The 26,232-nt window shown below is 52.5% G+C and carries 24 protein-coding genes and 1 riboswitch; of the genes, 13 read left to right on the top strand and 11 right to left on the bottom strand.

Annotated features, from left to right (window positions below; translation table 11 throughout):
- The first annotated feature begins 44 nt into the window (after window positions 1-44).
- Entirely contained in the window at window positions 45-296 is a 252-nt protein-coding gene (locus MHI45_RS20845) for a hypothetical protein (protein WP_340895195.1), read from the top strand.
- Between the two features lie 70 nt (window positions 297-366).
- Window positions 367-2,658, top strand: a complete 2,292-nt coding sequence (locus tag MHI45_RS20840) for a poly(ethylene terephthalate) hydrolase family protein (RefSeq protein ID WP_340895197.1) — start codon at window positions 367-369, stop codon at window positions 2,656-2,658.
- 103 nt (window positions 2,659-2,761) lie between these two features.
- Here MHI45_RS20840 and MHI45_RS20835 read toward each other — a convergent pair whose 3' ends face one another.
- Window positions 2,762-3,811, bottom strand: coding sequence for a lactonase family protein (locus MHI45_RS20835; protein ID WP_340895199.1), 1,050 nt, complete (start codon window positions 3,809-3,811; stop codon window positions 2,762-2,764).
- A 319-nt stretch (window positions 3,812-4,130) separates the two neighbouring features.
- On the opposite strand from MHI45_RS20835, the gene MHI45_RS20830 reads away from it, so the two are divergent.
- The 3 genes from MHI45_RS20830 (at window position 4,131) to MHI45_RS20820 (ending at window position 6,358) form a co-directional block, all read left to right on the top strand.
- The gene (locus MHI45_RS20830; protein ID WP_054943165.1) at window positions 4,131-4,391 is read left to right on the top strand and encodes a GlsB/YeaQ/YmgE family stress response membrane protein; all 261 of its coding nucleotides are present in this window, start codon (window positions 4,131-4,133) and stop codon (window positions 4,389-4,391) included.
- A gap of 207 nt (window positions 4,392-4,598) precedes the next feature.
- Window positions 4,599-5,105 (top strand): CcdC family protein, encoded by a 507-nt coding sequence (locus MHI45_RS20825; protein ID WP_340895202.1) that lies wholly within the window; start codon window positions 4,599-4,601, stop codon window positions 5,103-5,105.
- Between the two features lie 290 nt (window positions 5,106-5,395).
- Window positions 5,396-6,358, top strand: a complete 963-nt coding sequence (locus MHI45_RS20820; RefSeq protein WP_340895204.1) for an L-lactate dehydrogenase — start codon at window positions 5,396-5,398, stop codon at window positions 6,356-6,358.
- An 80-nt stretch (window positions 6,359-6,438) separates the two neighbouring features.
- Here the strand turns inward: MHI45_RS20820 and MHI45_RS20815 are convergent, their stop codons facing one another.
- Together MHI45_RS20815 and MHI45_RS20810 are read right to left on the bottom strand one after the other, a co-directional pair.
- Window positions 6,439-8,469 (bottom strand): methyl-accepting chemotaxis protein, encoded by a 2,031-nt coding sequence (locus MHI45_RS20815; RefSeq protein ID WP_340895205.1) that lies wholly within the window; start codon window positions 8,467-8,469, stop codon window positions 6,439-6,441.
- A gap of 209 nt (window positions 8,470-8,678) precedes the next feature.
- Window positions 8,679-11,006 carry a heavy metal translocating P-type ATPase gene (locus tag MHI45_RS20810; protein ID WP_445322158.1) on the bottom strand — a complete coding sequence of 776 codons (2,328 nt, stop codon included), beginning with the start codon at window positions 11,004-11,006 and terminating at the stop codon, window positions 8,679-8,681.
- 238 nt (window positions 11,007-11,244) lie between these two features.
- Here MHI45_RS20810 and MHI45_RS20805 point away from each other — a divergent pair, with 238 nt between their 5' ends.
- A complete protein-coding gene (locus tag MHI45_RS20805; protein WP_076111669.1) occupies window positions 11,245-12,234 on the top strand; it encodes a cation diffusion facilitator family transporter in 990 nt (329 codons plus the stop codon).
- Between the two features lie 105 nt (window positions 12,235-12,339).
- On the opposite strand, the gene MHI45_RS20800 is transcribed toward MHI45_RS20805, so the two are convergent.
- The 8 genes from MHI45_RS20800 to MHI45_RS20765 all read right to left on the bottom strand — a co-directional run bounded on the left by MHI45_RS20800 (window position 12,340) and on the right by MHI45_RS20765 (window position 18,891).
- The gene (locus MHI45_RS20800) at window positions 12,340-12,705 is read right to left on the bottom strand and encodes an ArsR/SmtB family transcription factor (protein WP_038585175.1); all 366 of its coding nucleotides are present in this window, start codon (window positions 12,703-12,705) and stop codon (window positions 12,340-12,342) included.
- A 130-nt stretch (window positions 12,706-12,835) separates the two neighbouring features.
- Window positions 12,836-13,573: an ABC transporter permease gene (locus MHI45_RS20795; RefSeq protein WP_076111667.1), complete on the bottom strand. Its 738-nt coding sequence runs from the start codon at window positions 13,571-13,573 to the stop codon at window positions 12,836-12,838.
- A 1-nt stretch (window position 13,574) separates the two neighbouring features.
- Entirely contained in the window at window positions 13,575-14,291 is a 717-nt protein-coding gene (locus tag MHI45_RS20790) for an ABC transporter permease (protein ID WP_076111666.1), read from the bottom strand.
- Window positions 14,288-15,199, bottom strand: a complete 912-nt coding sequence (locus MHI45_RS20785; protein WP_076111664.1) for an ABC transporter ATP-binding protein — start codon at window positions 15,197-15,199, stop codon at window positions 14,288-14,290. Before MHI45_RS20785 ends, MHI45_RS20790 begins: the two co-directional genes overlap by 4 nt.
- A 71-nt stretch (window positions 15,200-15,270) precedes the next feature.
- Window positions 15,271-16,698 carry a sensor histidine kinase gene (locus tag MHI45_RS20780; protein WP_076111663.1) on the bottom strand — a complete coding sequence of 476 codons (1,428 nt, stop codon included), beginning with the start codon at window positions 16,696-16,698 and terminating at the stop codon, window positions 15,271-15,273.
- The gene (locus tag MHI45_RS20775; RefSeq protein WP_076111661.1) at window positions 16,695-17,369 is read right to left on the bottom strand and encodes a response regulator transcription factor; all 675 of its coding nucleotides are present in this window, start codon (window positions 17,367-17,369) and stop codon (window positions 16,695-16,697) included. Before MHI45_RS20775 ends, MHI45_RS20780 begins: the two co-directional genes overlap by 4 nt.
- 103 nt (window positions 17,370-17,472) lie before the next feature.
- A complete protein-coding gene (locus tag MHI45_RS20770) occupies window positions 17,473-18,318 on the bottom strand; it encodes an EAL domain-containing protein (RefSeq protein WP_076111660.1) in 846 nt (281 codons plus the stop codon).
- Between the two features lie 132 nt (window positions 18,319-18,450).
- Window positions 18,451-18,891, bottom strand: coding sequence for a pyridoxamine 5'-phosphate oxidase family protein (locus MHI45_RS20765; protein WP_076111659.1), 441 nt, complete (start codon window positions 18,889-18,891; stop codon window positions 18,451-18,453).
- 246 nt (window positions 18,892-19,137) lie between these two features.
- Here MHI45_RS20765 and MHI45_RS20760 point away from each other — a divergent pair, with 246 nt between their 5' ends.
- From MHI45_RS20760 to MHI45_RS20730, 7 genes are all read left to right on the top strand, one after another.
- Window positions 19,138-20,601 (top strand): hypothetical protein, encoded by a 1,464-nt coding sequence (locus MHI45_RS20760; RefSeq protein WP_076111657.1) that lies wholly within the window; start codon window positions 19,138-19,140, stop codon window positions 20,599-20,601.
- A gap of 79 nt (window positions 20,602-20,680) precedes the next feature.
- Complete coding sequence (locus MHI45_RS20755) at window positions 20,681-21,286, top strand: sigma-70 family RNA polymerase sigma factor (protein WP_076111655.1); 606 nt, start codon at window positions 20,681-20,683, stop codon at window positions 21,284-21,286.
- Window positions 21,264-22,661 (top strand): hypothetical protein, encoded by a 1,398-nt coding sequence (locus MHI45_RS20750; RefSeq protein ID WP_076111653.1) that lies wholly within the window; start codon window positions 21,264-21,266, stop codon window positions 22,659-22,661. The genes MHI45_RS20755 and MHI45_RS20750 overlap by 23 nt, the downstream gene beginning before the upstream one ends.
- A gap of 73 nt (window positions 22,662-22,734) precedes the next feature.
- A riboswitch (TPP riboswitch) is annotated at window positions 22,735-22,845 on the top strand.
- A 124-nt stretch (window positions 22,846-22,969) separates the two neighbouring features.
- Window positions 22,970-24,040 carry an ABC transporter substrate-binding protein gene (locus tag MHI45_RS20745; protein ID WP_076111652.1) on the top strand — a complete coding sequence of 357 codons (1,071 nt, stop codon included), beginning with the start codon at window positions 22,970-22,972 and terminating at the stop codon, window positions 24,038-24,040.
- Between the two features lie 76 nt (window positions 24,041-24,116).
- Window positions 24,117-24,410, top strand: a complete 294-nt coding sequence (locus tag MHI45_RS20740; protein ID WP_076111651.1) for a thiamine-binding protein — start codon at window positions 24,117-24,119, stop codon at window positions 24,408-24,410.
- A complete protein-coding gene (locus MHI45_RS20735) occupies window positions 24,407-25,168 on the top strand; it encodes an ABC transporter permease (RefSeq protein ID WP_038585149.1) in 762 nt (253 codons plus the stop codon). The genes MHI45_RS20740 and MHI45_RS20735 overlap by 4 nt, the downstream gene beginning before the upstream one ends.
- A 19-nt stretch (window positions 25,169-25,187) precedes the next feature.
- Window positions 25,188-26,030: an ABC transporter ATP-binding protein gene (locus MHI45_RS20730; protein ID WP_083675711.1), complete on the top strand. Its 843-nt coding sequence runs from the start codon at window positions 25,188-25,190 to the stop codon at window positions 26,028-26,030.
- The last annotated feature ends 202 nt before the right edge of the window (window positions 26,031-26,232 follow it).

The following is a 26,232-nucleotide window of genomic DNA, read 5'->3' as shown; positions in this document are numbered from 1 at the left end:
CTATGCGCTAATTTCTGCAAAAAAGGACGGAGGAAGGCCCACGTATGGCAGGTCAAATCGGTCCTGAAAGACACGTATCTGCGAGCCTGAAGCGGGCGTTCCTCCGTCTGTACGGTAAGAACTCTTATTCAATTATTCCTACCCATTTAGTAGGTTATAAAGACATAATACTGAAAGCTCCTTACCCTGTCAAACCTTTTTTTAGAAAAAGACGGCAATCAGACATTCTCCGGCTGAGCGGCAGCAAGTGGCGGCCGTTCCTGCAAGATCCACTTGTTATTAAAGCTCTAAAGTAATAAGATTGCTACATCTAATAGGGGAAAAAGAGAGAGTGGAAATCACCGCAAAATGTCGGGGGAGACAATCATGGGAATGGATTTGGAGTATGCTCCGGCGCCGGGGAGACCGCGGCTGCACCGGAGGATACGCAGCAGCCTTGCAAAGCGAATTAGGGAAACTTACCGTTATGATACAGCACTATGGAGGATGGCACTTACCGGTCCTTGGATAATATGTGTTCTTATTTTTACGGCGGCTATTCTGGGCATCCCCACCGGTCTGGGTGCCCCGGCGGATATTATATTGGCGGCCGGAACCGGCACCATCTTCCTCGCTCTGGCAGCCAACATACTGGCTCTGGTGCTGGCATTGACCGGACTGCCTGTCCCGCGGTTATTTACGGGCTCTATATTGAGTGCGGCGGGCGCCGTTCTGCTAATCCTGTATTATGCTGAATTGGAGATTGAAGCAGCTGCTGCCGTCGCTGTTCTTGCCGCCTTATTCGGCGGGTTCGGAGGACTTGTACTTGGCCTGCTGCGCAGCAGGCGGATCGTTTCGGGACTACTGCTCGCAGTTGCTGTCGCCTTATCTTCGATAGCCCTGCCGATCAAGAGCCACGGCGGAGCGATGCCCGTGTTGGCAGCGTCCACGGTGATTAAGGATGATATCCCCGCTGCAAATCCGGGAGAGCCCGGTGACTATACCTATCGCAGCTTTACTTACGGCAGTGGCGAGGACTTGCACCGTTCTGAATACGGTAAGAAAGTCGATCTTCTCTCCTCCACTGCGGATGCCTCGGCCTATATCAAAACCTGGCCTAAGCTGCGGACTATATTCTGGGGATTCGACTACAGCTCGCTCCCTTTAAATGCCCGTGTCTGGATGCCCGACGGTGAAGGCCCCTTCCCGCTTGTGCTTATGGTTCATGGCAACCATATGATGGAGGACTACTCCGACGGAGGCTACGCTTACTTGGGCCAGCTGCTGGCCAGCCGGGGATTTATCGCACTCTCCCTGGATGAGAACTTCCTGAATTATTCAGCCTGGTCCGGCATTCCCGACAACGACTTCAAGGTGCGGACCTGGATGATTCTGAAGCATCTCCAGCAGATCGGCATCTTCAATGAACAGGCCGGCAACCCTTTCTATCACAAGGTGGATTACACCAAGACCGCCCTGCTCGGCCATAGCCGCGGCGGGCAGGCTGTTGCCATGGCAGCCGATGCCGAACGCTGGTTCAAAAGCGATCCCGTACTGGCTGACGCCAATAAGTTTTCGATAGCCTCGGTCATTGCTCTCGCTCCCACAGATAAGGCAATCGACGAGAAGCAGGCCAAGCTGATTGACGTCAATTACCTGACCCTGCAAGGCGCACGGGACGGGGATGTGCATGACTTCTATGGAGACCGCCAGTATATTCGTTCTAGTTATTCCCGCGGCTCCTCCGCTTTCAAAAGCTCTCTATATATCGCCGATGCCAATCATAGCCAGTTCAATACCGACTGGGGACTCTTGGATCAGTCATTGCCGGCAGGATTGTTCCTCAGCCGAACGCATATTATGGACGGAGACGAGCAGCGGCAAATTGCTAAGGTCTATGTAGCTGCGTTCCTGGAAACAACCCTGCATGGAGAGGCTGGCTATCGCGGGCTATTCCGCGATTACCGCAGCGGAGCGAAGTGGCTGCCGGATACTGCGTATTATAGCCGATTCCAGAGCGGAGAATTCATCCCGGTAGCTACTTTTGACGAAGACCGCAACAAGAACACGGCACTAGGCGGAACGGCAGCTGCCACGGGACTTAGCTGGACGGAAGAAGTTGCCCGGGACCGTGAGCTGAAGAGCAAAGCAACGCATGGCATCCTGCTGGAACGCAGTGCCAGCAACAGCGGAGAAGAAGCTGCTTACACCATCACGTTTAAAGATAGTGTCACTAGCGATATTGCCGAGTCCGATGCAGAAGGTCTGACCTTTTCCCTGGCTAACCGCAACGCCGATGCTGATGAGGATGATGAGGATGAGGATGAGGATGAGGATACCGGCACTGCCGATAATACAAAGCCTTCCCCCTCGCCTGATGTAGTGGTCGAACTCACGGATAGCAATGACATTGCAGCCCGCCTGCCGCTGGACGAGGTGATGGAGGTTCTGCCGCTGCCCCAAACCCAGTTCACGGTAAATTCCTGGCTGGAAAAACGGGTAAGCGACGGCAAATACGGCGATCTTTCGGAAGCCGTGTTCCAGACCTACGAGCTGCCGTTTGAAGCCTTTCTGGAGGAGGAGCCTGCGCTTGACCCCGGCAAGCTGACTGAAATAACCTTCTATCTGCAGGAAGAAGGCGATAAAATCATGCTCGACGATATCGGATTTTATAACTGATCCGGCGAAATCAATGGATTACACTAAATAGGGCCTCTCCCTTTCACTGATTAACAGCGAAGGGAGAGGCCCTTATCCTATTACAATTCCTTCTTGCTTCTTGTTACAGGGCTTTTATGCAGACCGGTGAAGGAACTTCCAGTTCATTGCCGGTAGGAATCAGCCTGCCACTCTCACAGTCGATTCTAAACGAGACGATATTGCCGCTGTTCTGATTGGCAGCGAGCAGCATTCCCCCCATAATAGCAAAGTTGCGCGGTGTCCGGCCGCCCGAATTGACCCAGTCCGCCGGTTCAAGCAGGCCTGTAGCTGCATCAATAAGGAATAGGGCGATACTGTCATGGCCGCGGTTGGAGGCATAAAGGAACCGTCCGCAAGGAGAAACATGGATGTCAGCTGCCGTATCATCACTGCCAGCTGTGTACTGCTCCGGCAGTGAGCTGACACTCTGGAATACTCTCAGGTCCCCCTGCTGTTCGTCGCTTGCAAATACCGTAATGGTGCTGTTCAGCTCATTGATCAGATATAACCATTGTTCCGTGGGGTGATAGGCCAGATGGCGCGGTCCCGAACCGGGAGGCAGATCGACTTCACGATGTGTAATCAGCTTTCCGTCCTGCACACGGTACAGCAGAACCTGATCGAGACCCAGATCACAGACCAGCACCCGCCCGCCGGTACTGTCGGGAATTACCGAATGGGGATGCGGCGCTTCCTGGCGGTCTGGGCGAATCCCTGAACCTTCATGCCGGACCTGAGCCGACATCTCTTGGAGAGAACCGTCCCCGCTCACAGGAAACACGTTGACATTGCCGCCCGTGTAATTGGCGACATATATGTAATCCCCTTGCGGATGAATGGAGACATAACAGGGGGCACCGCCTTCTGTACTTCTGCCGCCTAGCGGGTGCAAGGCTTTGGTTCCGGCCTCAATGGCAAAGGCATGAATTTCTCCCTCATCCTGTTCGCTGACTGCATATAGAACAGTTCCCGCACGGTTTACAGCCAGATAGGACGGATTCTCAATGCCCTTGGTACCGTCCAGAACTCTCATTTCCCCTGTATCCTTGTTCAAAGCCCCCAGCAGAATAGCATCCTCTTCCTTGGTATTATAAGTCCCCACATAAAATAGTACTTCATTAGGCTGTTGCATAGCAGCGTCTCCTTTTAGTGTAATAGCAGCGTATCTTGCTTGACCCCGGCAGACCCGCTTTTCGGAGCCATCGTTTGCAGGTATATTTCCTTACTTCTTATATACCCTGCACAGCACCCTGTTCACTCATATCCGCGCTTCATTTTCACTATAACATGTTTATATACCCAACACATTATGCGGGTTAAACAGCATGTTTTGGGGCATACTTGAATACTGATAATAAGCAGCAAGGCAATATTTTACACATGGTTTAAACGTTCCGCTTGAGGTTAATAGTAACCATCGAAGATAACAAACACAAAGGAGCTGAAGCATAATGAGTTTATTATGGATGTTAATTGTAGGCGGGGTAATTGGTTGGTTGGCAGGTCTGATCATGGGCAGAGATATTCCTGGAGGCATTATCGGCAACATTATTGCCGGTATTCTGGGTTCATGGCTCGGTGGCATGCTGCTCGGAAGCTGGGGACCAAAAATCAGTGATTTCTACGTCTTCCCTTCATTGATTGGTGCCATTGTCCTGATCTTTATCGTCAGCCTGATCCTCCGTTCGGTCGGTGGACGCAGCCGTTCTTAAGCTTGCCGGCGATCGAAGCTGAACCAGATGAGTTGAACATTTGGACACAACCCGCCAGGGTTACCCTGGCGGGTTTATTGTGTCTGGAGGATCAGAGATCCTCAGCAAACCGGCCTGAATTTTAGTTTCAGCTGCGATTCTGAACATCACAGAATTTCTGCTATAATGGAGAAATAGTGACACAAATCACAGAGAGGAAAGTGAATCATGGGCAATATTAACCCCTCGCTTCTGCATGTGGGCTCCACACTGGGGGCCGTGTTTATGGCGCTGATGGTTATTTTTATCCGCCTGAAGGCAAGCGCGAGACCGGTGACCCTCCGTAAAATATGGATACCGCCGCTCGGCATGTCCACAGGTTTTGCCATGTTCGTTGTACCAGAGGTCCAGTTTCCCTGGTGGTGGGCGGTTGCGGCTTTCCTGATCGGCTGGTTCATTTTCGCCTATCCGTTAATGCGCAGCACAGTCTTTGAAGAACGGGACGGCCAGATTTACGCCCAGCGGTCCAAGAGTTTCGCCTTCATTCTGCTCGGATTGCTGCTGATCCGCACAGTGCTTCATGAGTTTATCAACCGATATGTATCCATACCGCAGTCAGGCGGATTATTTTTTATTCTGGCCTTTGGCATGATCCTCCACTGGAGGGTGTACATGTATAAGCGCTATACCCGAATGGCTCTGCCGAAGGCACCTATTCCCCAGCCCCGCGGATAAGAATGAAGCATAAAATGAGTAAAAAGAGCATTTCATTGACCCTTAGGGCCGCACGAATGCTCTTTTTTTTTATTTTCCGGAAGTCCACCTTCACGCTACAAGCATAGAATATTCTATAACTCCGCCCAGTCATTCCTAACCTTCCATGTCATTTGTGGCAAAAAATGTTCGGTCAAAACACGCTTTTTCACCTTCATGTCAGGTAACTTGCAATCAGATCAGTTAAAATATAAGCATACTTCACCAAGGAATAGGAAACGTATACTTTTTAGAGAGCGAGGACAAGGCAATTGAAAACGAAATCGAGAAAAGTGGCGATCGTCGGCTCCGGTAATGTGGGCTCCAGCTGCGCCTATTCCATGGTCAACCAGGCGATATGCGATGAGATCATGATGGTCGACCGCACCTATGACTGGGCCATGGCACAAGCGCTTGACCTCTCGCACTGCATGGATTTCACAGGGACACGCACCAAAGTATATGCCGGTACCGCAAGCGATTGCGGCGGAATGGATGTCGTTATCCTGACTGCCGGGGCCAATCCCAAACCGGGTCAGACCAGACTTGATGTCCTGGATGATGCTGCGGTTATAACTAAGTCTATTATTACGGAAATTATGGCTGGCGGATTCGACGGTATCTTTGTAATTGCCGCCAATCCGGTTGATATTGTCACCTATATGGTATGGAAAATCTCCGGACTGCCGCGCCACCGCATTATCGGCACCGGCACCTCTATTGATTCATCGCGGCTGAAGACGCTGCTGTCGGAAGTATTCTCCATTGATCCCCGTAGTGTGAACGGCTATGCACTCGGCGAACATGGAGAATCCCAGTTTGTTGCCTGGTCGCATGTAACGATCGGCGGCAAACCGCTTCTGCAGATTATGGAGCAGCACCGCGAACGGTTCAGGGATCTGGATCTGGAGGATCTCGCCCGCAAAACGAAGGATGCCGGCTGGGAGATCTTCACACGCAAAGGCTCCACGCATTTTGGCATTGGCAGTGCTCTGGCTTATATCACGCGCTCCATCCTGAATGATGAACACAAAATCATTGCCGTCTCGGCGATTCTGGACGGAGAGTACGGGCAAAAGAATGTATGCGCCGGAGCTCCTGCCATTATCGGCGGGGGCGGCATTCAGGAACTGCTGGAGCTGAATCTCAGTGATCAGGAGTATGCGAAGTTTGACGCTTCATGCGGCATCATCCGATCCGGCATCGAAAGCCTGCATCTGGAAGAGAAGGTTTAATTCTTAGCTCAAACGAAACAGCCCCCGGCTGCCGCGCTGCAACGCGCGAAGCCGGGGGCTGTTCTTATTTTATCTGCTGATTAACGGAATTTTTCGATCTCTTCTTTCAGCTCAGACATCATCAGATTCAGTGATTCCGCAGAATTGACTACCTGCTTCATCAGCTCCTTCTGATCCGTTGAGGCCTCAGCGACCGCCTGGGCGTTGTCCGCGGAAGTCTTGGCGATAATCAGCATATCGGAAATGGATGCCGTAATTTCTTCCGTGCCTGCAGACATCTCTTCATTAATAGCGGATACGTCCTGGATCTGCACCGAAACTTCACGGATGGAGGAACGGATATGGTCAAAGGCGGACCCAACTTTCGTCATCTTGTCCATACCATCGCCAATTTCGGAAATGCTCTTCTCCATGGATACTGCGGCATTCGTTGTCGAATTCTGAATTTGTCTGATTAATTCAACAATATGCACAATCGCTGTATTGGTACGCTCGGCCAGCTTCTTCACTTCATTCGCTACCACTCCGAAGCCCCGTCCATGCTCGCCCGCTCTGGCTGCCTCGATGGAAGCATTCAAGGACAGCAGCCCTGTCTGGTTGGATATCTCTGAAATCACATCGACGATTTGCCCGATTTGTTCCGATTGCTGTGTCAGTGTGCCGATGAGTTCAGCTGTCTGGCCCGCAGTAGAACTGATTACCTTCATCTGTTCAAATGTCGCCTTGATCTCATGATAGCCGTTCTCGACCTCTGCACTTACAGACTCCGCCTGATCGGATACACTCACGGAGGATTCAGCAATCCTTTGCAAGCCTACCGCCATCTCTTCCGTAGCCCGCGCGGACTGTTCCGAACCTCTGAACTGCTCCTCCATTCCTTGCGCCACTTCCTGAATCACCTCTGCAATCTCTGCCGAAGTGTTGGAGGACTGAGTGGCGTAATCCAGCAGACCTTCCGCAGATACCGCTACCTCCACTACGGTTGTATCGATCTTGCTGACAATTCCGGAGAGGGATTCAATCATATGATTAATACTCCGGCTCATCTGGCCGATTTCATCCTCGGAGCCAACAACCACCCGCTCATTCAGCCGTCCGTCTGCCACCCTTTTCATCACTTCCGAAATAGCGACAATCGGCTTAACAATCTTCCGGGTAAGATAGAGGGACAATACCACGACAAGCAAAATAACGATGACTACAAAAATTGTCGTCAAGGTCTGGGCCGAATTCACTTTAGCGTAAACTTCGCTTTTGGGAACATTAATCAGCAGCTTCCAATCGGTTCCAGGGATGGTTTTGAAATATGTAATAAGAACTTTGCCCTCTTCGCCCTTATAGGTTACCGAACCGTTAGGCTTGCTCAATATACTTTTAACCGCTTTTTGCGTCCCGGGTTTCTCTGCATAATCCGCAATATTTTTTCCGATCTTGCCCGGATCAGAGGAGGCATAATAGTTCCCTTCCCCTGAAACTATAAATCCGTACCCGGTTTCGCCCACCTTGATATTTTTGGCCATTTCCATCATAATCTCCGGTGTAACCGAGAAGGCAATACCGCCGTTAAACTGGTTATCCTTATCCATAATCGGGACCATAATCGTAATGATATGTTTATTCAGCTGTTCCAGAAAAGTCATATCAGCTATTGACGGTTTATGTGTCTCCTTGGCCTCCAAGAAATACGGGGAGGTACCCGAATCCGCCGTCATCCCCATCATATTGCTGAGTTTACCTTCTTTACTAATAACGCTATAGCCTTCAGACTGAGTGTCACTTTCCTCGAGCACCTTGATTACCGGGAAAATGCTCTCCGGCTTTGCCGTATCGAACTCGGGATGCATAGTGATCAGTTCCTGCACCGCAGAGGTTTTGGACTCCAGCCATTCCCCGAGCTGAGAACTATTCATATTCAGAGTACTTTCCGCCAGCTCTTGACTATCCGACTTGGTTACACCGCCGAAATACTGCATAAAAAAGATGGTAGCTCCCAGCAAAGGCACGATGGAAATGGCAAGAATCACAAGCGACCATTTCGTCTGCACGGATACTGGCTTTCTTTTCTTTGCTTTCATTTTCATTTTTTCCTGCTTCATTTCTGTCTCTTCCACCTTAAGTCCTCCTAGCAGTACTAGATACAATTTTCCAATTGCTGTAAATGTATACTAATATATCGGCAAAAACAGACATAAATCATTATATTCACGACAAAAAATAAGCCCTTAGTCCCACAATATGGAATCTAAAGAGCTTACTTTTTCATACTATTTTCATGTTTTTTCACATAATTTTCAAGCTAACTACAGGACTCCTATGACATTCATTCTGTTTTAGGCGCCTGCAGCGCCCTGATGCTGTTCAGCACAGCAAGCACGGTTACACCCACATCCGAGAATACCGCCTCCCACATGGTAGCAATCCCGAATGCACCCAGCAGCAGAAAGATCGCCTTGACCGCCAGGGCAAAAATTATATTCTGCCAGACAATGCTCCGCGTCCGCTTGGCTATTCCGATGGCCTCAGCAATCTTCGACGGTTCGTCGGTCATAATGACAATATCCGCCGCTTCAATTGCTGCATCCGAGCCAAGTCCGCCCATTGCAATGCCCACATCTGCCCTCGCCAGCACAGGGGTATCGTTGATTCCGTCGCCGACAAAAATAATTTTCTCCCGCTGTGACTTCTCCTTCTCCAATCTTTCGACAGCTTCCACTTTATGCTGCGGCAGAAGCTCGGCATGAATTTCATCAATTCCCAGCTGGCGCCCGACAGCCTCCGCTACCGACGAAGCGTCACCTGTCAGCATGACCGTCTTGCGGATGCCCAACGCCTTCAATTTGCGGATCGCCTGAAGGGAGTCGTCCTTCACTTCATCAGATATGACCAGATATCCTGCATATTGTTTATCAACAGCGATATGAACAATTGTTCCGCTCACCTCAGAAGTCCCGCTGGAGATTCCCTCGCGCTCCATGAGCCGGGCATTTCCGGCGAGCACTGCCCTGCCTTCTACAGTAACGGCTATGCCATGACCGGAGATTTCATTGTAATCGGCAATAACTTCACCTGGAATATCTGCGCCGTAAGCCGACCGGATGGATTCCGCAATAGGATGGGGCGAATGGCTCTCTGCATAAGCGGCAAGCCGCAGCAGCTCACTCTCGGCAATACCTTCCGCAGGAAAGATGCCAGTAACTTTGAACTGCCCTTTCGTCAGCGTTCCCGTCTTATCGAACACGACAATCTTCACATCATTCAGTGCCTCAAGATAATTGCTGCCTTTAACCAGAATGCCATTCCGGGAAGCCGCTCCAATGCCGCCGAAGAAGCCAAGCGGAATGGAGACGACCAGCGCACAGGGGCATGAAATGACGAGGAAGACAAGCGCCCGGTAGATCCAATCCGAGAAGGTGGCCCCACTGATAAACAGTGGCGGCAGTACTGCCAGCAGCAGGGCTGTAATGACTACAACCGGAGTGTAGGCCCGGGCAAATTTCGTAATGAAATTTTCTGTCTTCGCCTTGTTGCTGGAAGCATTCTGCACCAGTTCAAGAATTTTGGATACCGCTGATTCCCCGAAGGTTTGAGTGACCTGAACGGTAATCACACCGTTGCGGTTGATAAAGCCGCTCAGCACCTGAGCGCCCGGCTCAGCCGAGCGTGGCACCGATTCTCCGGTAAGCGCGGACGTATCCATCATTGCACTGCCCTCGAGGATTGTTCCGTCAAGCGGCACCTTCTCACCCGGCTTGATAACAATGATGTCTCCGACGGCCACTTCCTCCGGCGATACTTTTCTCAGCTTCTCCCCTTCCTTGAGAAAGGCAAATTCCGGACGGATATCCATCAGCGCTGTAATGGAACGGCGGGAACGGTTAACTGCCAGACCCTGGAAGAGTTCGCCAACCTGATAAAAGAGCATGACGGCAACGCCTTCCGGGTACTCGCCAATGGCGAAAGCCCCGATCGTCGCCAGTGCCATCAGGAAATTCTCATCGAACACTTGGCCACGGACAATATTCCTTGCGGCTGACCAGATGACCTCGCCGCCAACAATCAAATAAGCGGCCAGGAAAATCAGCAGCTCCGGGAATCCGCTGACCGGCAGGAACATTCCGGCTGCCGCTAGAATTCCGCCGGCGCCCAGCCGCAGCAGAATTTTGCGCGTATCTCCTTCCCCATGCTCATGGCTATGGGAGTGGCCATGAGCTTCATCATGTGCATGATCATGATTATGGGCTTCATCACTACCATGAGTGTGACTGTGTCCGTGGGCCTCCCCCTGGCTATGTCCATGAGTGTGGCCCTGATGTTCATGCTGGGCATGAGCGTGGGCTTGCCCTTGTGCTTCTAAGGATACAGAATTCACAGCAGCAGCCTGCTGCTTCTTCCTTCCAGCAGCAGTTTGAACCTCCTTCAGCTTCACATGCGGCTCAAGGGTAGTTACTGTCCGCTTTGCCTCTTCGGATACCGTGTCCGCATAAGCTGCGGCAGTCTCCAGTGTCATCATCTTCATCGCGAAATTTACGGAGCAGGATGACACTCCTTCAATCTTTTTCACCTTGTTCTCAATTTTCATGGCGCAATTTGCGCAATCCAGACCCTCGAGCACCCACTGACGTCTTACGTTTCCCTCCACCGCATTCAAATCACTCATCTCCCTTGGAAAAAACTATATATGAGTATCTGTTCATATGTTTACTTACACATATTATATTCCCCCTAAACTTGCAGTGTCAATGCAGATTCCGTATACTTCATCACTTTTTTTAAAATGATAAGAAGATCACAATTGTTTCCAAAAGGGACTTGTAATTCAGCTGAGTTGCGAATACTATTAACATATGAGCAATCATTCATATGTTATTTTAGGAAGGGGTACCTGTATGACAAATCATCAACACAAAGATAGCCGCCATAAGCATGAACATCAGGGACATGAGCACGGACACAACCATTCTGAACATAATCATTCCGGCCATTCTCATTCCCATTCCCACTCTCACGCACCCGATAACCTCAAGGGCCTATTAATCGCTCTGATCATTACCGGAAGCATCATGCTGCTGGAGTTCTTCGGCGGCCTGGTTACGGGCAGCTTGGCCCTTCTGTCGGACTCCGGCCATATGCTGGGCGATACTGTTTCGCTGGCCTTAAGTCTTGTCGCCATGATCTTTGCTGTAAAGCCCCCTTCTCTGAAAAATTCTTACGGTTACTACAGATTTGAGATTATGGCAGCCTTATTCAACGGAGTTACGCTGTTCATCATTGCCGGATTTATTATATGGGAAGCGTATCAGCGTTTCTTCTCACCTCCGGAGGTAGCAAGCGGTACAATGATGATCATTGCGGCAGTCGGATTGCTGGCCAACCTGGTCAGTGCATGGTCTTTAATGCGAAAAAGCAATGTGCAAGAGAACATCAATGTCCGCAGCGCCTATCTTCATATCGTTAGCGATGCACTAGGCTCGGTCGGAGCTCTGCTTGCCGGGTTAATCATGAAATTGTTCTCCTGGTATATTGCAGATCCAATCATCAGTGTGCTTGTCGCACTGCTCATCCTGAGAGGAGCCTGGGGCGTAATTAAACAGGCATTCCATATTTTAATGGAAGGAACACCGCTTAACGTGAATACCCGTGATGTACAAGAAGCGCTGCTGCTTATTGACGGAGTCATCGAGGTTCATGACCTGCATATCTGGACCATTACCTCAGGGCTGGATGCGCTTAGCGGCCATCTGCTGATTCAGGACCATAAGGATCACCAGCGTGTTCTCCAGGAGGCCACCAGCCTCGTGGAAGAAACTTTCGGCATTCATCATTCGACGCTGCAAATTGAGAACTCGTCCATGAAGCACAAAAGCTTGAAGGTTTAACGTGCATTAGGACGGTGAAATCTCCTGACGCAAACAAAAGAAACCGTCCTTGCGCTAAGCCAGCGCAGGACGGTTTTGTGTTTACAGCTGAGTTCTCATGAAAATCTATTCATGTCTGATATGCTCATGCGTCTGCAGAAAAATCTGTTCCACATGCGCATCATTTAGTGAATAATAGACCGTCTTGCCTTCCTTGCGGCGCTTTACGATCCGCAGATTGCGCAAATAGCGGAGCTGATGGGATACGGCCGATTGCCCCATGTCGAGGATGACCGATAAATCGTGCACACACAGCTCTCTCTGCGACAAAGCGTAAATGAGCCGTACCCGTGTCGGGTCGCCCAGCGCTTTGAACATTTCCGCCATTTTATCCGTTGTTCCGCGGTCCGGCAGAATCAGCGCTATAGATTCCGGTTCCAGCTCCGAACCATTGCATGTATTGTCGCATTCTTCAAGTGCCGCTGGCTCCATGCTCTCGCCCTCCTCTAATATGCTTATCCGGTGTTACTGGTTGTTAATAGTATCTTCTACGATTAATTATAGAAAAAACTTCACCGGATGTCCATGAGAGGATTCAGCACAGCATGCTACATACGCGATATTATACTGCTTTACGCCAGAAGTGGAGCAGGCCTCCCGCCAAAAAGAGAACCAGGCTTCCTGTAACTACCAGCATCAAGCTCTCCATCGGCAAATTAAAAGCTCCGAACTTATCTTCACCGTAAGGAGACATGGCCAGCATTGGCTGCACCCAGGGATAATATGGGCCGTAGGTGGCTGAATTGGAGATGAGCATATTCGGTAAAGTCAGGCTTACATTCAGTGCCAGCGGTGCGCCGAAGCTGCTCCAGCCCTGGGAAACTGCCAATTGCAGCGCGGCCAGCGGCAGGCAGGCGAACCAGCCGCCGAAGAGGCTGGTGAGAAGCAGCTGCCAAGGCACAGCGCCTTCCGCACCGCGATATATCCCTAGGCCTACCACTACAACGATAAACAGCAGCTGCACGGCGGCCAGCATTCCCATAATCAGTGTGAATTTAGCCAGGTACACAGAACTTCGTGTTACAGGCAGGGACAACAACTGCTTCCAGCCACCGTCGGTATGCTCGGAACGGCAGATTAGAGCCGCAAATATGCCGGCAAGCACGGGAAGGAACAACATTGAATGCATTAGCGACATTACACTCAGCAGCACCTGCCAGGTGATCTGCCCATCATCCTGCATATCGGCTAGCCCTCCGATAGGCAGCGCGACAGCCGGACTGAGCAAAATAAGCAGCCAGACATGAGATTTGGACATTTTCAGCTTCTCAGCCGATAGAACTCTCCAAAAGGTTCTCATCCTAGTCCACATCCTTTCGCGCAAAATGTATGGATCCCGGCAGCAGAATCAGCAGGCCAAGCAGCAAGCCTGCTCCGCTGAACAGCCAGGGCCGGGGAGCGCTCCAGGCTAGGGCCGGCCAGCTCAGGGGAACCCATTCCGACAGAAACAAGGAGAAGATGCTTAGCAGCGACAAGGTAATTCCCACCGACACCGGAAACGTCTGATTGCGGCTGGACAGGGAGAACCACAGCTGCAGTGAGATCACCGGGAGTGCTGCAGCATAAGAAGCAAAGCCAATTTGCAGCACCTTCGCATAAGGGATTGGCTGCGATTGGAACCCGAGGATCACTCCCAAGCCCACCGTACCCGCCGCCAGCAGCAGACAGGAGACAGTAAGCAGCAGCAGGCAGAGCAGCAGCTTGGCCATAAAGACAGAGGTCCGGGAAATCGGCAATGCCAGGAGCTGCTTCCACGAGCTCATTTGGTGCTCCACGTTGGCCATCATCGAACAGATCAGCGTGCCCCCCAGATAAAGGGCCACCGGAACGAAGTCGGCCACATTGCTGAGCAGTCCGCCCCATAAATCGGCACGATATTGCTGGGTCAGATAATCGTAACGCAGCCCAAAGTTCAGCCCCTGCATGGCAAGCAGGCCGATGGGGCCGAGAAAGACCAGAAACCACAGGCCTTTGCCGCGGATTTTGAGCCAGTCAGCCGACAGCGCCCGCCACATCATGATGCGCCTCCCTCAACAACCTGCAGGAAGAATTCCTCCAGTGATTGTCTGCGTTCTTCCACCCGGTAGATTGCATGTCCATCCTCGACCAGTTCTTTAATCAGGAGAGCCACTCTGGCATCGCTCATCCGCGGCAGCACAAGCCGCCCATCCTGCATTTCACCGCCGCAGCCCCTTCGCAAGGCGAGCGCCAGTGCGGCTTCCGGCTCGGATACGGCAAGCCGGAGATCTCCCGCCGCCTGCTGCTGCAGATGGGCAATGGAGTCCTGGTAAACCATTTTACCCTGGCGGATAATGCCGACCGTATCTGCCATCTGTTCAATTTCGCTCAGCAGGTGGCTGGACACAAGCACGGTAATTCCCTGCTCTTCCGGAAGCCGCTTGATCAGCGAGCGGATCTCCTGTATGCCTGACGGATCAAGCCCATTAGTCGGCTCATCAAGAATCAGCAGCTCCGGACTGCCGAGCAGTGCAGCAGCAATGCCCAGCCGCTGCTTCATGCCCAGCGAGAAGCCCTTCACAGGCCGCTTTTCTTCTCCTGTCAGCGAGACAATATCCAGCACCTCGGCGATCCGCTGCTTCGGCACATTAAGGATCCGGCGGATCGCCTCCAGATTGTCCAGTGCGCTCAAATGCCCGTAATATGACGGGGACTCCACAAGCGACCCCACTTTGCGCAGAATCTGCAGCTTATTTTTACGGAGCTCCTGGCCGAATACCTTAATTTGCCCCGATGTCGGCTTGATCAGCCCCAGCAGCATGCGGATGGTCGTTGTTTTGCCTGCGCCGTTGGGTCCAAGAAAGCCGTAAATTTCACCTTTACCAATATTCAGGTTCAAACGCTCCACCGCAGCCCGGCCGCGGTATTCCTTCAGTAAATCCTTTGTTTCAATCACAGTTTCTTTCATTCTCGTTCACCTCGGTAACTAGCATAACGTCCCAAGGTTAAAAGAGCGGCGGCAGCAAGTTTAAATTTCGTTTAAATTTTGCCCCGGCGCTGAGAAATGACAATAGAGGTACCCTGCTCACTGCTGTCGACCGTCCACTCCAGCTCCATCCGCTTAAGCAGCAGCTCTACAATAGACAAACCAAGTCCTGCCCCTTTGGAGTCGGAGTTGCTCATCATTCCCTTGCCATGGTCCGAGACGACAATCACAGGGCGGCTATCCCGGACTTCCAGCGCAATGCCTACATATAGTCCGCAGCGGGCGTGGCGCAGGATATTCTGAAACAGGTTGTCCAGAATCCGGCGGAACCAGCTCTCGTCTATAGTCCAGTATAGAGGTTCACCCTCCAGGTCAATATCAACCTGGAACCCTTCCTTCTCCCAAAGCGGATACCAGGCAGCGGCACTTTCGCGCAGCAGCCGCAGCACATCCCTGCGCTCCAGCTTCAGCGTTATCTTTCCGCTGCTGAGCAGATTATAAGAGAGCAGATTCTCGATCAGCACGCTGAGCCCGGCAATCCGTTCATCCATCAGCTCCAGCGATTCCTGCCCGCGCGGCGATAGGCTTTCCTTGCCCAGCACATGGAGATGAGTACGGATTACGGTGAGGGGAGTCCGCAAATCATGCGACAGATCCGAAACCAGGCGCTTGCGCAGTCCCTCCTCTTCCGCCTCTCTGGACCGGCTGGCAGTAAGCTCAGTCACCATCGTATTAAAGGCCTCCTCCAGACGGCCAATCTCATCCGTTCTGCCGCCGGAAGTAACAGGCTTCGGAATTCCGGCCCCGCCTGTGAAACTCATCGCCGTCTGCAGGCGCAGCAGCCGGGTTCGGATCCCTATGAAGAACAGCAGTGACACCACAATGAAGCCGGCAAAAAACAAAACCAGAACGATTAAATACCACGAGCTTAGCCCATCAATACTTTCTTCATCCCTTAATGCATCCGGAATTTGCATCACCATAAAACCTTCTCCGGCTTCCGCACGGTCTCCTACAAAGGCGACAATGGCGAGCGGATTAAGCTCTGTGCTCTTTTTCATAAAGGCAACCGCTTCTGCAGCACTCCACTGCGCGGGCAAAGCATCACCCTCTACCTGCTTCTGCAGCTCGGGATCTTCCGGCGTAAGGCTTAGCCTGGTTTTCCCGTGGCTGTCTACCCAGAACATCCCGGCCAAAGAATACTCACTGCTGAGTTGCCGCATCCGCTCATTGATCGCCTCCGGCGGTTTGCCCAGCAGATCCAGCGCTTCCTGATGCCACATCTTCTCCAGCTTGGTGATGCTGGAGTAAGGGGCATACTCATCAGGCGGACCTTCCCGGGTCAATGCGCTGAATACGCCGTATCCGACAAAAGTTGCCGTCATCATGACAGGCAGGAACAGCAGCGCAGCAACAATAATCAGCAGATAACGGGAGAGCAGCGAGCCGCGCAGTTTGTGCGTGCGCCCGCTGGCCTTCATGCTCTCACCCGGTAGCCGATTCCCCGGACCGTCTCTATAATCTCCGGTGCTGCCGGGTCAAGCTCCAGCTTCTCGCGCAAATAACGGATATGTACCATCAGCGTCTTGTCCCCCTCTATGTAAGCCTCACCCCAGACGGCTTCATAGATCTGTTCCTTGGTCAGAATCTGCCCAAGATGGCGGAGCAGGTAGGAGAATATCTGAAACTGCTTGCCGGTTAGCAGGATTTCTTTGCCGCTTACCGCCTCTTGAATAAGGTGTTCCCCTTCATGGACGATCAGATGCTTAATTCTTAGCGTTGCAGGTGCCGCAGCACCGCTCCTTCTCAGCAGAACTTCAATCCGTGCAGCCAGCTCATCCGGGTGAAACGGCTTGGTCAAATAATCATCGGCGAATTCCAGCCCCTGGAGCTTATCGTCGATGGAGGTGCGGGCGGAGAGCATCAGGATTGGCAGCCCCGGGTACGTCCGCTTCAGCCGCTGCCCAACGGTGAAGCCGTCAAGACCGGGCAGCATGACATCGAGAATGGCCAACTGACAGCCGGCAGCCGCCTCCACTGCCCCTTCACCGCTCTCCAGCCAGCGGACGGCATACTGGCGTTCCCGAAGATCGGCGGAAACCGCACTGCCAATCTCCCGGTCATCTTCAACATATAACAATGTAACGCTCATTTAGCTTTCAATCCCTTTCTCGGTGGAAATGGCAGGACATCATAAAATCCCCGAAGGCGGCGGATGACCGTCTGCGCTTCGGGGAGGATATAGGTTGTATTGATTATGCACGGTTTCCAAAACTAGCCGGGGGCTTGTCATCCGGCTTCCCGAAGAGATACCCCTGGCCCAGATCAATGCCGATGTCCCGGCAGAAGAGGAACTCTTCCCGCCGTTCAATTCCCTCGGCAAGCACCTTGGCAACAAAAGAACCGGCCCTGTTCACAATATCGAGTACGCTTCTCTGTTTCCGGTCGTCCTGATCACAGAAGCTGATCAGACCACGGTCAATCTTTACATAATCCGGCTGCAATCTGGACATGACTTCCACTGTAGAGTAGCCCGCGCCCACATCGTCCAGCGCCACCCGCATGCCCTGCTGCCTGTATTCAGCAAATATGGTCTGGAGATGTCTGATATCGCTTATATTCTCCGTCTCCACGACTTCAAATACAAAGTCTTCCGGGTCCTCTTCCAAACGATGAATCGCTTCGAAGGTATGAGTGAGACAATATTTAGGATTATAGATAGAAGAGGGCAGAAAATTGATAAACCGCTTGATGCCCTTAGGCAGCAGTCTTTTGCCGGTCTCAATCGCCGAGATCCGTGCAGCCCGGTCGAGAAACGAGTGGAAGCCGGTCCGGCGGGCAATCTCAAACAACTCATAGGGCTGAAAGGGGCTACCCTGCGGCAATGGCCGCAGCAGCAATTCAAAACCCACAATTTCTTCGTTAAAGTTCACGATCGGCTGCAAATGGCTGCAGAAATCATGATTGGAAATGATCGTGATCAGATTATCACTGGCAAACCGGACGCTCAGCTGTTCCAGCGTCAGCCAGCGTTCCACAGGAATACGCCGGGTATGCCCTTTTATACATAGGGACAGCGGCGTAGCCCACTCATTCTGCAATCCATCCAGATATGTCTGATTTCAGTCCAGTAATTATAACATGATTTACCATAAGCCAGCTATCTTCCGGACGGCAAAAAGCCATCTATAAACCGTAGGGTTTAAGATGGCCAGCTGCTTCAAATCTTAGATTTATTTGCCGTTAACTGCGGCTGTAGGCTGCCAAACGCCATGCTCTTCGTTTTTGCCAACATACTCTATCCGTGCCGGTGCAAGCTCCAGAATGACATAGTCAGGATCATCCGGTCCCTTGAACCATTGCTCCAGTGATTTGTTCCATACTTTGGCCCGCAAGCCTTCATCCTTGGTGACCGCGACTGTTGCTTCGATCTCCAGCACATCCTTGCCGCCGCCCTTTTCATATCCAAGCAGCAGAAAAGCATGCGGATTATCCTTCAGCTCTTCTACCTTATGCGTCTTCCGATTGGTAGCGAGGTAAATATTTAATCCGTCATGAAATACCGCCATATAACGCACCTTAGGTTTGTTGCCGGCTTCTATCGTGCCGAAGGAACCGAACTTATTGTCATCCAGCGCTTTGATGATATTTTGCTCCAGCTCATTGTTATCCATTGACGAAACAGCTCCTTCCAATATGTGTGCTTATTATAGTGTACCCGTCCGGTTCAGAATGAATCCGGGACAAAATCATGAACTCGCTTATGCTTTTCTCCCGCCCTGGGGCTGGATGTATGTCATCGCCGTGGCTGCAGGCACTGGCCATTTTTGCAGGAATCCTATTTGTGCTCAGCTTGGCAGCCTAGAAATTAGGGTAATATAGAACATGTCAATATCCTGTGCATAAGGGTGGAACCATTAATGACTGAGCATTTCTCCGAACACACCGAACCTACACTACATACCGCTCTGCTGCAGTTTATTTTCCCCTTCTCCATCAAGGACGGTGAGGACAAGAGCCTGGCCCGGCAGCTTGGGCTTGACGGCTTCACTTGTTTTTTTCTTGACAACAAAGAGCTGGAGGATGCTTATTACGGCGAAGGCTACTGCGTATCCCATGAGAAAATGGAGCGCAGCTATCTGCCGTTCGCAGCCCATGTCCTATTCCCGCGGGACAAGGATAAAGAAGATTCCTTCCGCCGGTTTTCCCGGGTAAACGATCTGGCCTGCAGGCTGGAAATGACACAGCAATCCGTAAACTTCCGGGTACTCTCGACGGATGTATTCATTTGTCCGTTTCAGCTTGGATTTCTGACCGTAAGAGTCCGCATCGAGGAAGAGAACCTGCCCTTCAGCACCGCGCTGGAATTCGCCGACCGTTTCCGCACACTCGAGGATGTCTCCTACCAGGACAAACATACATATATCCATTGCCAGGACAAAACCTTCGATCAGGTGGAGGATTTTGTGTTCAGGAATCTGGCCGATGGCCTGCAGCCGTTTATGGACCAATCAGAAATTGACGGGGCCTACTTCGAGACGCTTCCCTTCTTCGTTGATGAACGAATGCTGGTCCAAGCCTTTTATGGCTTCAACCGGCAGTTGGACGCAGACGAAATCAGTGTGGAGCTGCGTTACCGCGCCTCCCAGCTGGATGGGCTGAATCTGGACGGAAAACCCTATATCAGCGCCAGCGATCCCGAGTACATCGAAGAGTACTGCCAGGCACATTCGTACAACCGCTGGGGGCCGGATACCTACTATATGACCAACGAGCAAACCTTCTGCTGCCTGAGCCGGGCCGAACCGGAGGTAGCCACTCCACTGGTCAATCAGATGTACGGGCAGTATTACTACGGGCTGCTCCTTAGTATTTTCCACAAAATCGTCCTGTTGAAGCTTTCCAATCTCCACTCCCGGCTGCGTATCAACCACGATTATGATGAAATTGAGAATCTGATCTTCCTGATTAACAAGTTTTCGGCCAAGTTTTATTTTCTGGAGCTGATTTCACAGTCGCAGGGCCGGGAGATCTTCATCCAGCTGCGCAAAGTATACGGCAATGACGCCCTCTTTGATGAAGTCAAAATGACCCTAAACGACCTGTTCCAGTACCAGGAGAAATTCCAGGCTAAACGCCGCGATACGCTGCTGATGATTCTGACCGTCTTCACAGTGGTAAGCGGCATCTACGGGATGAACCAGGTTATTGAAGATTTGAAGGGACGCATTGAATGGAGCAAAATGCTGGAATACTCTCCTTTTGAATATTTGGCACTGCTGCTCACCTTCACCGGGATCCTCGTCAGCATCCTCCTGACGCTGAAAGAGCTGTGGAACGGAATCCGCAGCCGCCGCAGAAAAAGATTTTATTCCAAGGATTAACAGGCTGCCGGAAACCCGCATGAGTGATTTGCCCTCCGGGCGACGTAGTAATGAATAGTATATACGCCGGAGGTTGCCTATGACGTTCAATCCTAATGACAGCCTGGCATGGGCCGGGCGGTTCAAAAACAGAGATAAAAAAGCACTCGCAGAAGCGATTGATTTCTTTGGCCCCGATGTGCAAAGACTGGTCCGGCGTATTCTGTCCGGTACCGGAAGCGCGGAGGATGTTGAGGAATGTGTGAGCGATGTGTTTATGGCGGCATGGAGCGGAATCAGCCGTTATGAGCCCGAGCGCGCCTCCTTCCGCACCTGGCTGTTCCTGCTGGCCAAATACAAAGCGCTGGACCTTAGACGCAAGCTGCTGCGCCGGGGCGGAACCGGAGAAGCAGCTGCCTCCAGAGCTACATCGAATGAGATTTCCGCCGAACAGGAAGTTCTTTCCCGCGAGACGGCCAGTGAATTGATCGGCTGCGTGCAGCAGATGGGCGAACCGGACCGCAGCCTGTTTCTGCGCAGATATTTCCTTTATGAGAGCCTTGATCAGCTAGCGCAAACCTTCAGTCTCAGTAAAAGGGCAGTCGAAAGCCGCTTATACCGTTGCCGGACGCTGATCAAGCAGGCGCTAGGCCTGTCTGAGAGTCAGGGAAAGGAGACGCAACATGGCCAAAGACATGAAAATTGAGGAACAGCGCCTGTTCGGGATGATTGATTCTATGAGCTTCAGCGATGCAGAGCTTGCCTTAGGTGTTCTGCCGGAGGTTGACCAAGGTCCGCGCCCCGCAGACGAAGAGGAAGCCGCTTCGCTCGCCCGCGTCAAAGCACGTACACTTGCCCGTCTGGAGCCCGAAGCCGCTGTCCACGCCTTCCGTTCCTTCGCCCGGAGATCCCGGAGGCGGAATATCTTCGCGGCCGCAGCGGCAGTAATACTCATCGCTGCCGGTATGCTCGCTTTCTCTCCTGAGGTACAGGCCGGGTTAAGAAAGGCGCTGAGTTTCCTTCCTGGCTTCGGCACCGTTGTGGAGAACAGCCCCGGTGACCGGATCTATGTACTGGGCAAACCCTATGACATTGCTGTGGGGGACGGAAGTCTGACCGTGGATGCCGTTCTCCTGCAAGAGCTTGGCGTGAGCATTACGCTTCGCGGCCGGAAAGTCCCTGAAGTCAGCGAATTTGAGGCAGATATCGGCGGCAACCGCTATACTTTCACCTCTTACATGCGTTCGTCCTCGGAGAGTGAGTGGTACGGCAGCTACAGTTCAACTCAAGCGGTGCAACTGAAGCAGGATAATCTTCTAACCCTGCATCTGGGCGGCACAACCGTTGGTCCGTTACAGCTCACCGCTCCGAAGACAGCTGAGGAGCTCGGGGAACTCGGCGCAAGCGATATACAGCAGGATGTGCGGATTACTGCTTTTCCGGTGGACCTTGGCGGCAGGCTTGTCCGTGTCCAGTTATTGCCCACACTGACGGGGGAATCCGGGCTGACTGTCCATTCTTACGGACTGGAGCCGCTGGTGCCTGGATCAGGTCTCTATATAGAGAACGCGGCAGGAGAAAAGGCTGCACTGGAGCAGCCTGAATCCATGTCCTATCCTTCCGACTTCCGGTTTCATGAGACTGCCGGGGCGGGCGCTTGGCCTTATACGGTCTTCATTCCTTATATTGAAGTTTCAGATCGTGACGCCGTATCTGCAGAAGTAGAGATTCCGCTGCCTGATATCGGCCAGGAGAAAATGCTCCACACGCGCGCGGAAATCGCGGGCTTTCCGGTAGAGTTCACCCGCATTGAACGTACCGGCGAGACGGCTGCCAGCGTCGATGTGAATGTGAATTTCAATGCCGCAAAGCTGCGGACGCTGAAGTATTTCCTTATTCGCTATCCGGGGCAGGCGGACAACAGCTCGTTCTCTTGGGTGAATACGGACCAGACCTACGGCGTGATGAAAACCCTCCATTTAGAAGCAAAACCCGGGGAGGATAAGCTGCGTTTTAAGCTTTCTGAGCCGCATTTTCTGCTCAAAGGGCCGTGGCGCCTGCCGCTGAAGCTTGATAGCTAAGCAGAGTTGCTACTGGACAACTATGGAGCGGGCGTCTATAATACACCGTAAGAACACAGCAATACCTATAACTTCATAGTACCAGGGGTGCTGGAATTGGCCGGCTGAGATTGTGTCCCACAAGATACTGACCCTTATACCTGATCTGGATAATGCCAGCGTAGGAATCGTCAATCGCTTACGGCCGTTTATGGCCCAAGCACAACCTTGCGCAAGTAACTGGTGTCCCGATTCTCGGGGCGCCTTTTTTGTATGGGACTATTCAGAATTTGGAAGACTAGGGTTGCTGGAAGGAGAGAAGAAGAGAAATGGGAGTCACAAAAGTATTAAAGCTCAGCCTCACCTGCATGCTGGTCTTTGCCATTGCCGGATGCGGCAATAGCAACGGGAACTCCGGCGGGAATGCGGCAGAGACTGCCGGGAACAGCACCACTGCTCCTGAAACCACTGCCGGGGCAGCAACGGACGCTCCGAAGGAGCTGACCAAGGTAAAGATCGCGCTGGACTGGACGCCGAATACAAATCATACCGGGCTTTATGCGGCAAAAGAGCTGGGCTATTACGAAGAGGAAGGGCTGGATGTTGAAATCGTGCAGCCGGGCGCTGCCGGGTCCGACACGATGGTTACCTCGGGCGAAGCCGCTTTTGGCATCAGTGCCCAAGAGGCGCTGACGCTGGCCCGCCTGCAGAAGGTGCCGCTCGTGTCCATCGCCGCTATCATTCAGCATAATACCTCCGGGTTCGCTGCACCGAAAGACCGCAATATTAAGACACCGAAGGATTTCGAAGGCAAAACCTACGGCGGCTGGGGTTCCCCTGCCGAAGAAGCGGCCATGAAAGCCATTATGGACCCCGTAGGCGGAGATGTGAAAAAGGTGAAGCTGGTGAACATCGGTGAAGCGGACTTCTTCACCGCCGTGAAACGCGACATTGATTTTGCCTGGATCTTCTATGCCTGGACCGGGATTGAAGCGGAGCTGCGCGGAGAACCGCTCGACATGCTCTACCTCAAGGATTATGCACCCCAGCTTGATTACTACACACCGGTACTGACTACGAGCGAGAAGGAAATTGCCGAACATCCGGAGCTGGTGAAGGCTTTCCTTAAGGCTACCTCGAAAGGTTATCAATACGCCATTGATCAGCCGGAGGAAGCCGCAGCCATTCTAACCAAAGCTGTTCCCGAGCTGGATCCCAAGCTGGTCCTGGCCAGCCAGAAATGGCTCAGCCCGAAATACAAGGATGATGCCGTCCGCTGGGGCGAGCAGAAGAGCGAGGTCTGGCAGGATTACGCCGACTGGATGTATGGCCTGAAGCTGCTCGATCAGCCGCTGGATGTTCCAAGCACATTTACGAATGAGTTTTTGCCAGCTAACTGATTAAGGATGAAGTGATTGAATGTTCGTTTCGCGCTGTACGCAGATTACCCATTTAAACTGAGAGGATTGATATATTGTGGCCAATACATTGCTAAGCATTCAGGTAATTCCCAAAACTCCGAACAACGAGGATTCGATTCCTTACGTGGACAAAGCCATCGAAGTGATTCAGAAATCAGGTGTAAAACATCAGGTGAACCCGCTGGAGACCACGATGGAGGGCGACATCACCGAGCTGCTTGAGGTTGTGCGCCAGATGCATGAAGCCCTGATTGCAGCAGGCAGTCCGAGCATCATCTCCCAGATCAAAATCGCCCATAACCCGAATGGAATCAGCATGGACAAGCTGACGGAGAAATACCGGCCGTGAGATCGTATTGGAAACAGATTTGGCCGCCCCTTGTGGCGGTCGTCTTTTTTCTGGGGTTATGGCAAGTTTCGGTATCCCTGTTCCATATCGAGTCATGGATCCTTCCCAGTCCAAGCGATATCGCCCGGGAAACCTCGGGCAATGCTTCCGGCATTTGGGCACATACAGCGGCTACGCTGCGCCTTACCCTGATCGGCTTCCCCATCGGCACAGGCGTGGGTCTTATTGTCGCCCTGCTGCTGCATCTGCTGCCTTGGCTCAAGAGAGCGCTCTACCCGCTGCTCATTCTCAGTCAAAATGTGCCCTCCATTGCGCTCGCGCCGCTGCTGATTATCTGGTTCGGCTTCGGGCTGCTGCCGAAGATTGTGCTGATTACACTTGTCTGCTTCTTCCCGGTTTCAGTCGCCGCCATGGGCGGCCTGATGCAAAGCGACCGGACCATGCTGAACTATATGAAGATGGCCGGCGCGAACAAATGGCAGATCTTCACCAAGCTGGAGCTTCCGGGCTCCCTGCCCGCCCTGTTCTCGGGGCTTAAAATTTCGGCCACCTATGCCGTAATGGGCGCTGTTGTTGCGGAATGGATCGGCGCTGACAAGGGCATCGGCTACTACATGCTGCTGCAAAAATCCGCTTACCGCACAGACCGCGTATTCGTCGCCATTGCCATCATCGTGCTGCTCAGTCTTGTGCTGTTCGCACTTATCGCGCTGCTGGAGAAATGGCTGGTGCGCTGGAAACCGCGCAAAAGTTCCTAGAAAAGGAGGATGGCCGACAATGCCGCATATTACAGACAACCCGCCATCCGGCACTGAAGCAGCCGGTATTCCTGAATCCAGGACCTTACCACCTGCACTTGAGGTAAAAGGAATCTCCAAAACCTTCACCCACCGCCGCCGCGAAACCCGCGTGCTGGACAACGTATCCTTAACAGTGCAGCCGCAGGAATTCGTCTCAATTGTCGGACCCTCAGGCTGCGGAAAAAGCACTTTATTCCATATTATCGGGGGCCTGGAGCTACCGGATGCCGGAACGGTAAGCATGAACGGCAACCTTGTTACAGGGCAGCGCGGAGAGATCAGCTATATGCCGCAGCAGCCCGCGCTGTTCCCTTGGCGGAGCATCGAGGACAACGTCCTGCTCGCCGGTGAGCTTAAGGGCGCGCCGCAGACTGCGGCGCGGGAAACCGCCCGCCACTGGCTGGCCAAGGTCGGCCTTGGCGGCTTCGAGCGGGCCTACCCGCATATGCTGTCGGGCGGCATGCAGCAGCGGGCTGCCTTCCTACGGGCGCTGCTCGCGCCGCAGGAGCTGATGCTGCTGGACGAGCCGTTCAGCGCGCTGGATGCGCTGACGCGCAGCGAAATGCAGCGCTGGCTGCTGGAGCTGTGGGAGGAGAACCGCCGCTCCGTGCTGTTCATCACCCACAATATCGAAGAAGCGCTGCTGCTCTCCAGCCGCATCTATGTGTTCTCCGGACGTCCCGGCTCCGTCCTGCATACGGTTGATGTCCCGTTTCCCCGGCCGCGCCGCGAGGAAATCGCCGATTCGCCGGAATTCCTCCAGCTCAAGCGCCAGCTGTCACAGTGGATGCGGGAAGAGCAGGCGAAGAGCGCCAAGTAATCTTAAGCGATATCCGCTTAACAGCCTGTACATTAAGACCAGCCGCCCGATGAACCGGACGGCTGGTCTTAATAATATGTAGTTATTTCAAGATAACCGCACCCGAATGCGACACTGATTCAGGCAGCACAGGGCTCCGCAACACAAACAAAAGGAAACACGCCCGCTATTTTCATATAAAACCTATATTTATTGATTTAGA

The organism is Paenibacillus sp. FSL H3-0321 (assembly GCF_038002865.1).
Classification (GTDB): Bacteria; Bacillota; Bacilli; order Paenibacillales; family Paenibacillaceae; genus Paenibacillus_AQ.
Note: the sequence above shows the minus strand (reverse complement) of the source record. Positions and strands in the feature narration are given on the sequence as shown.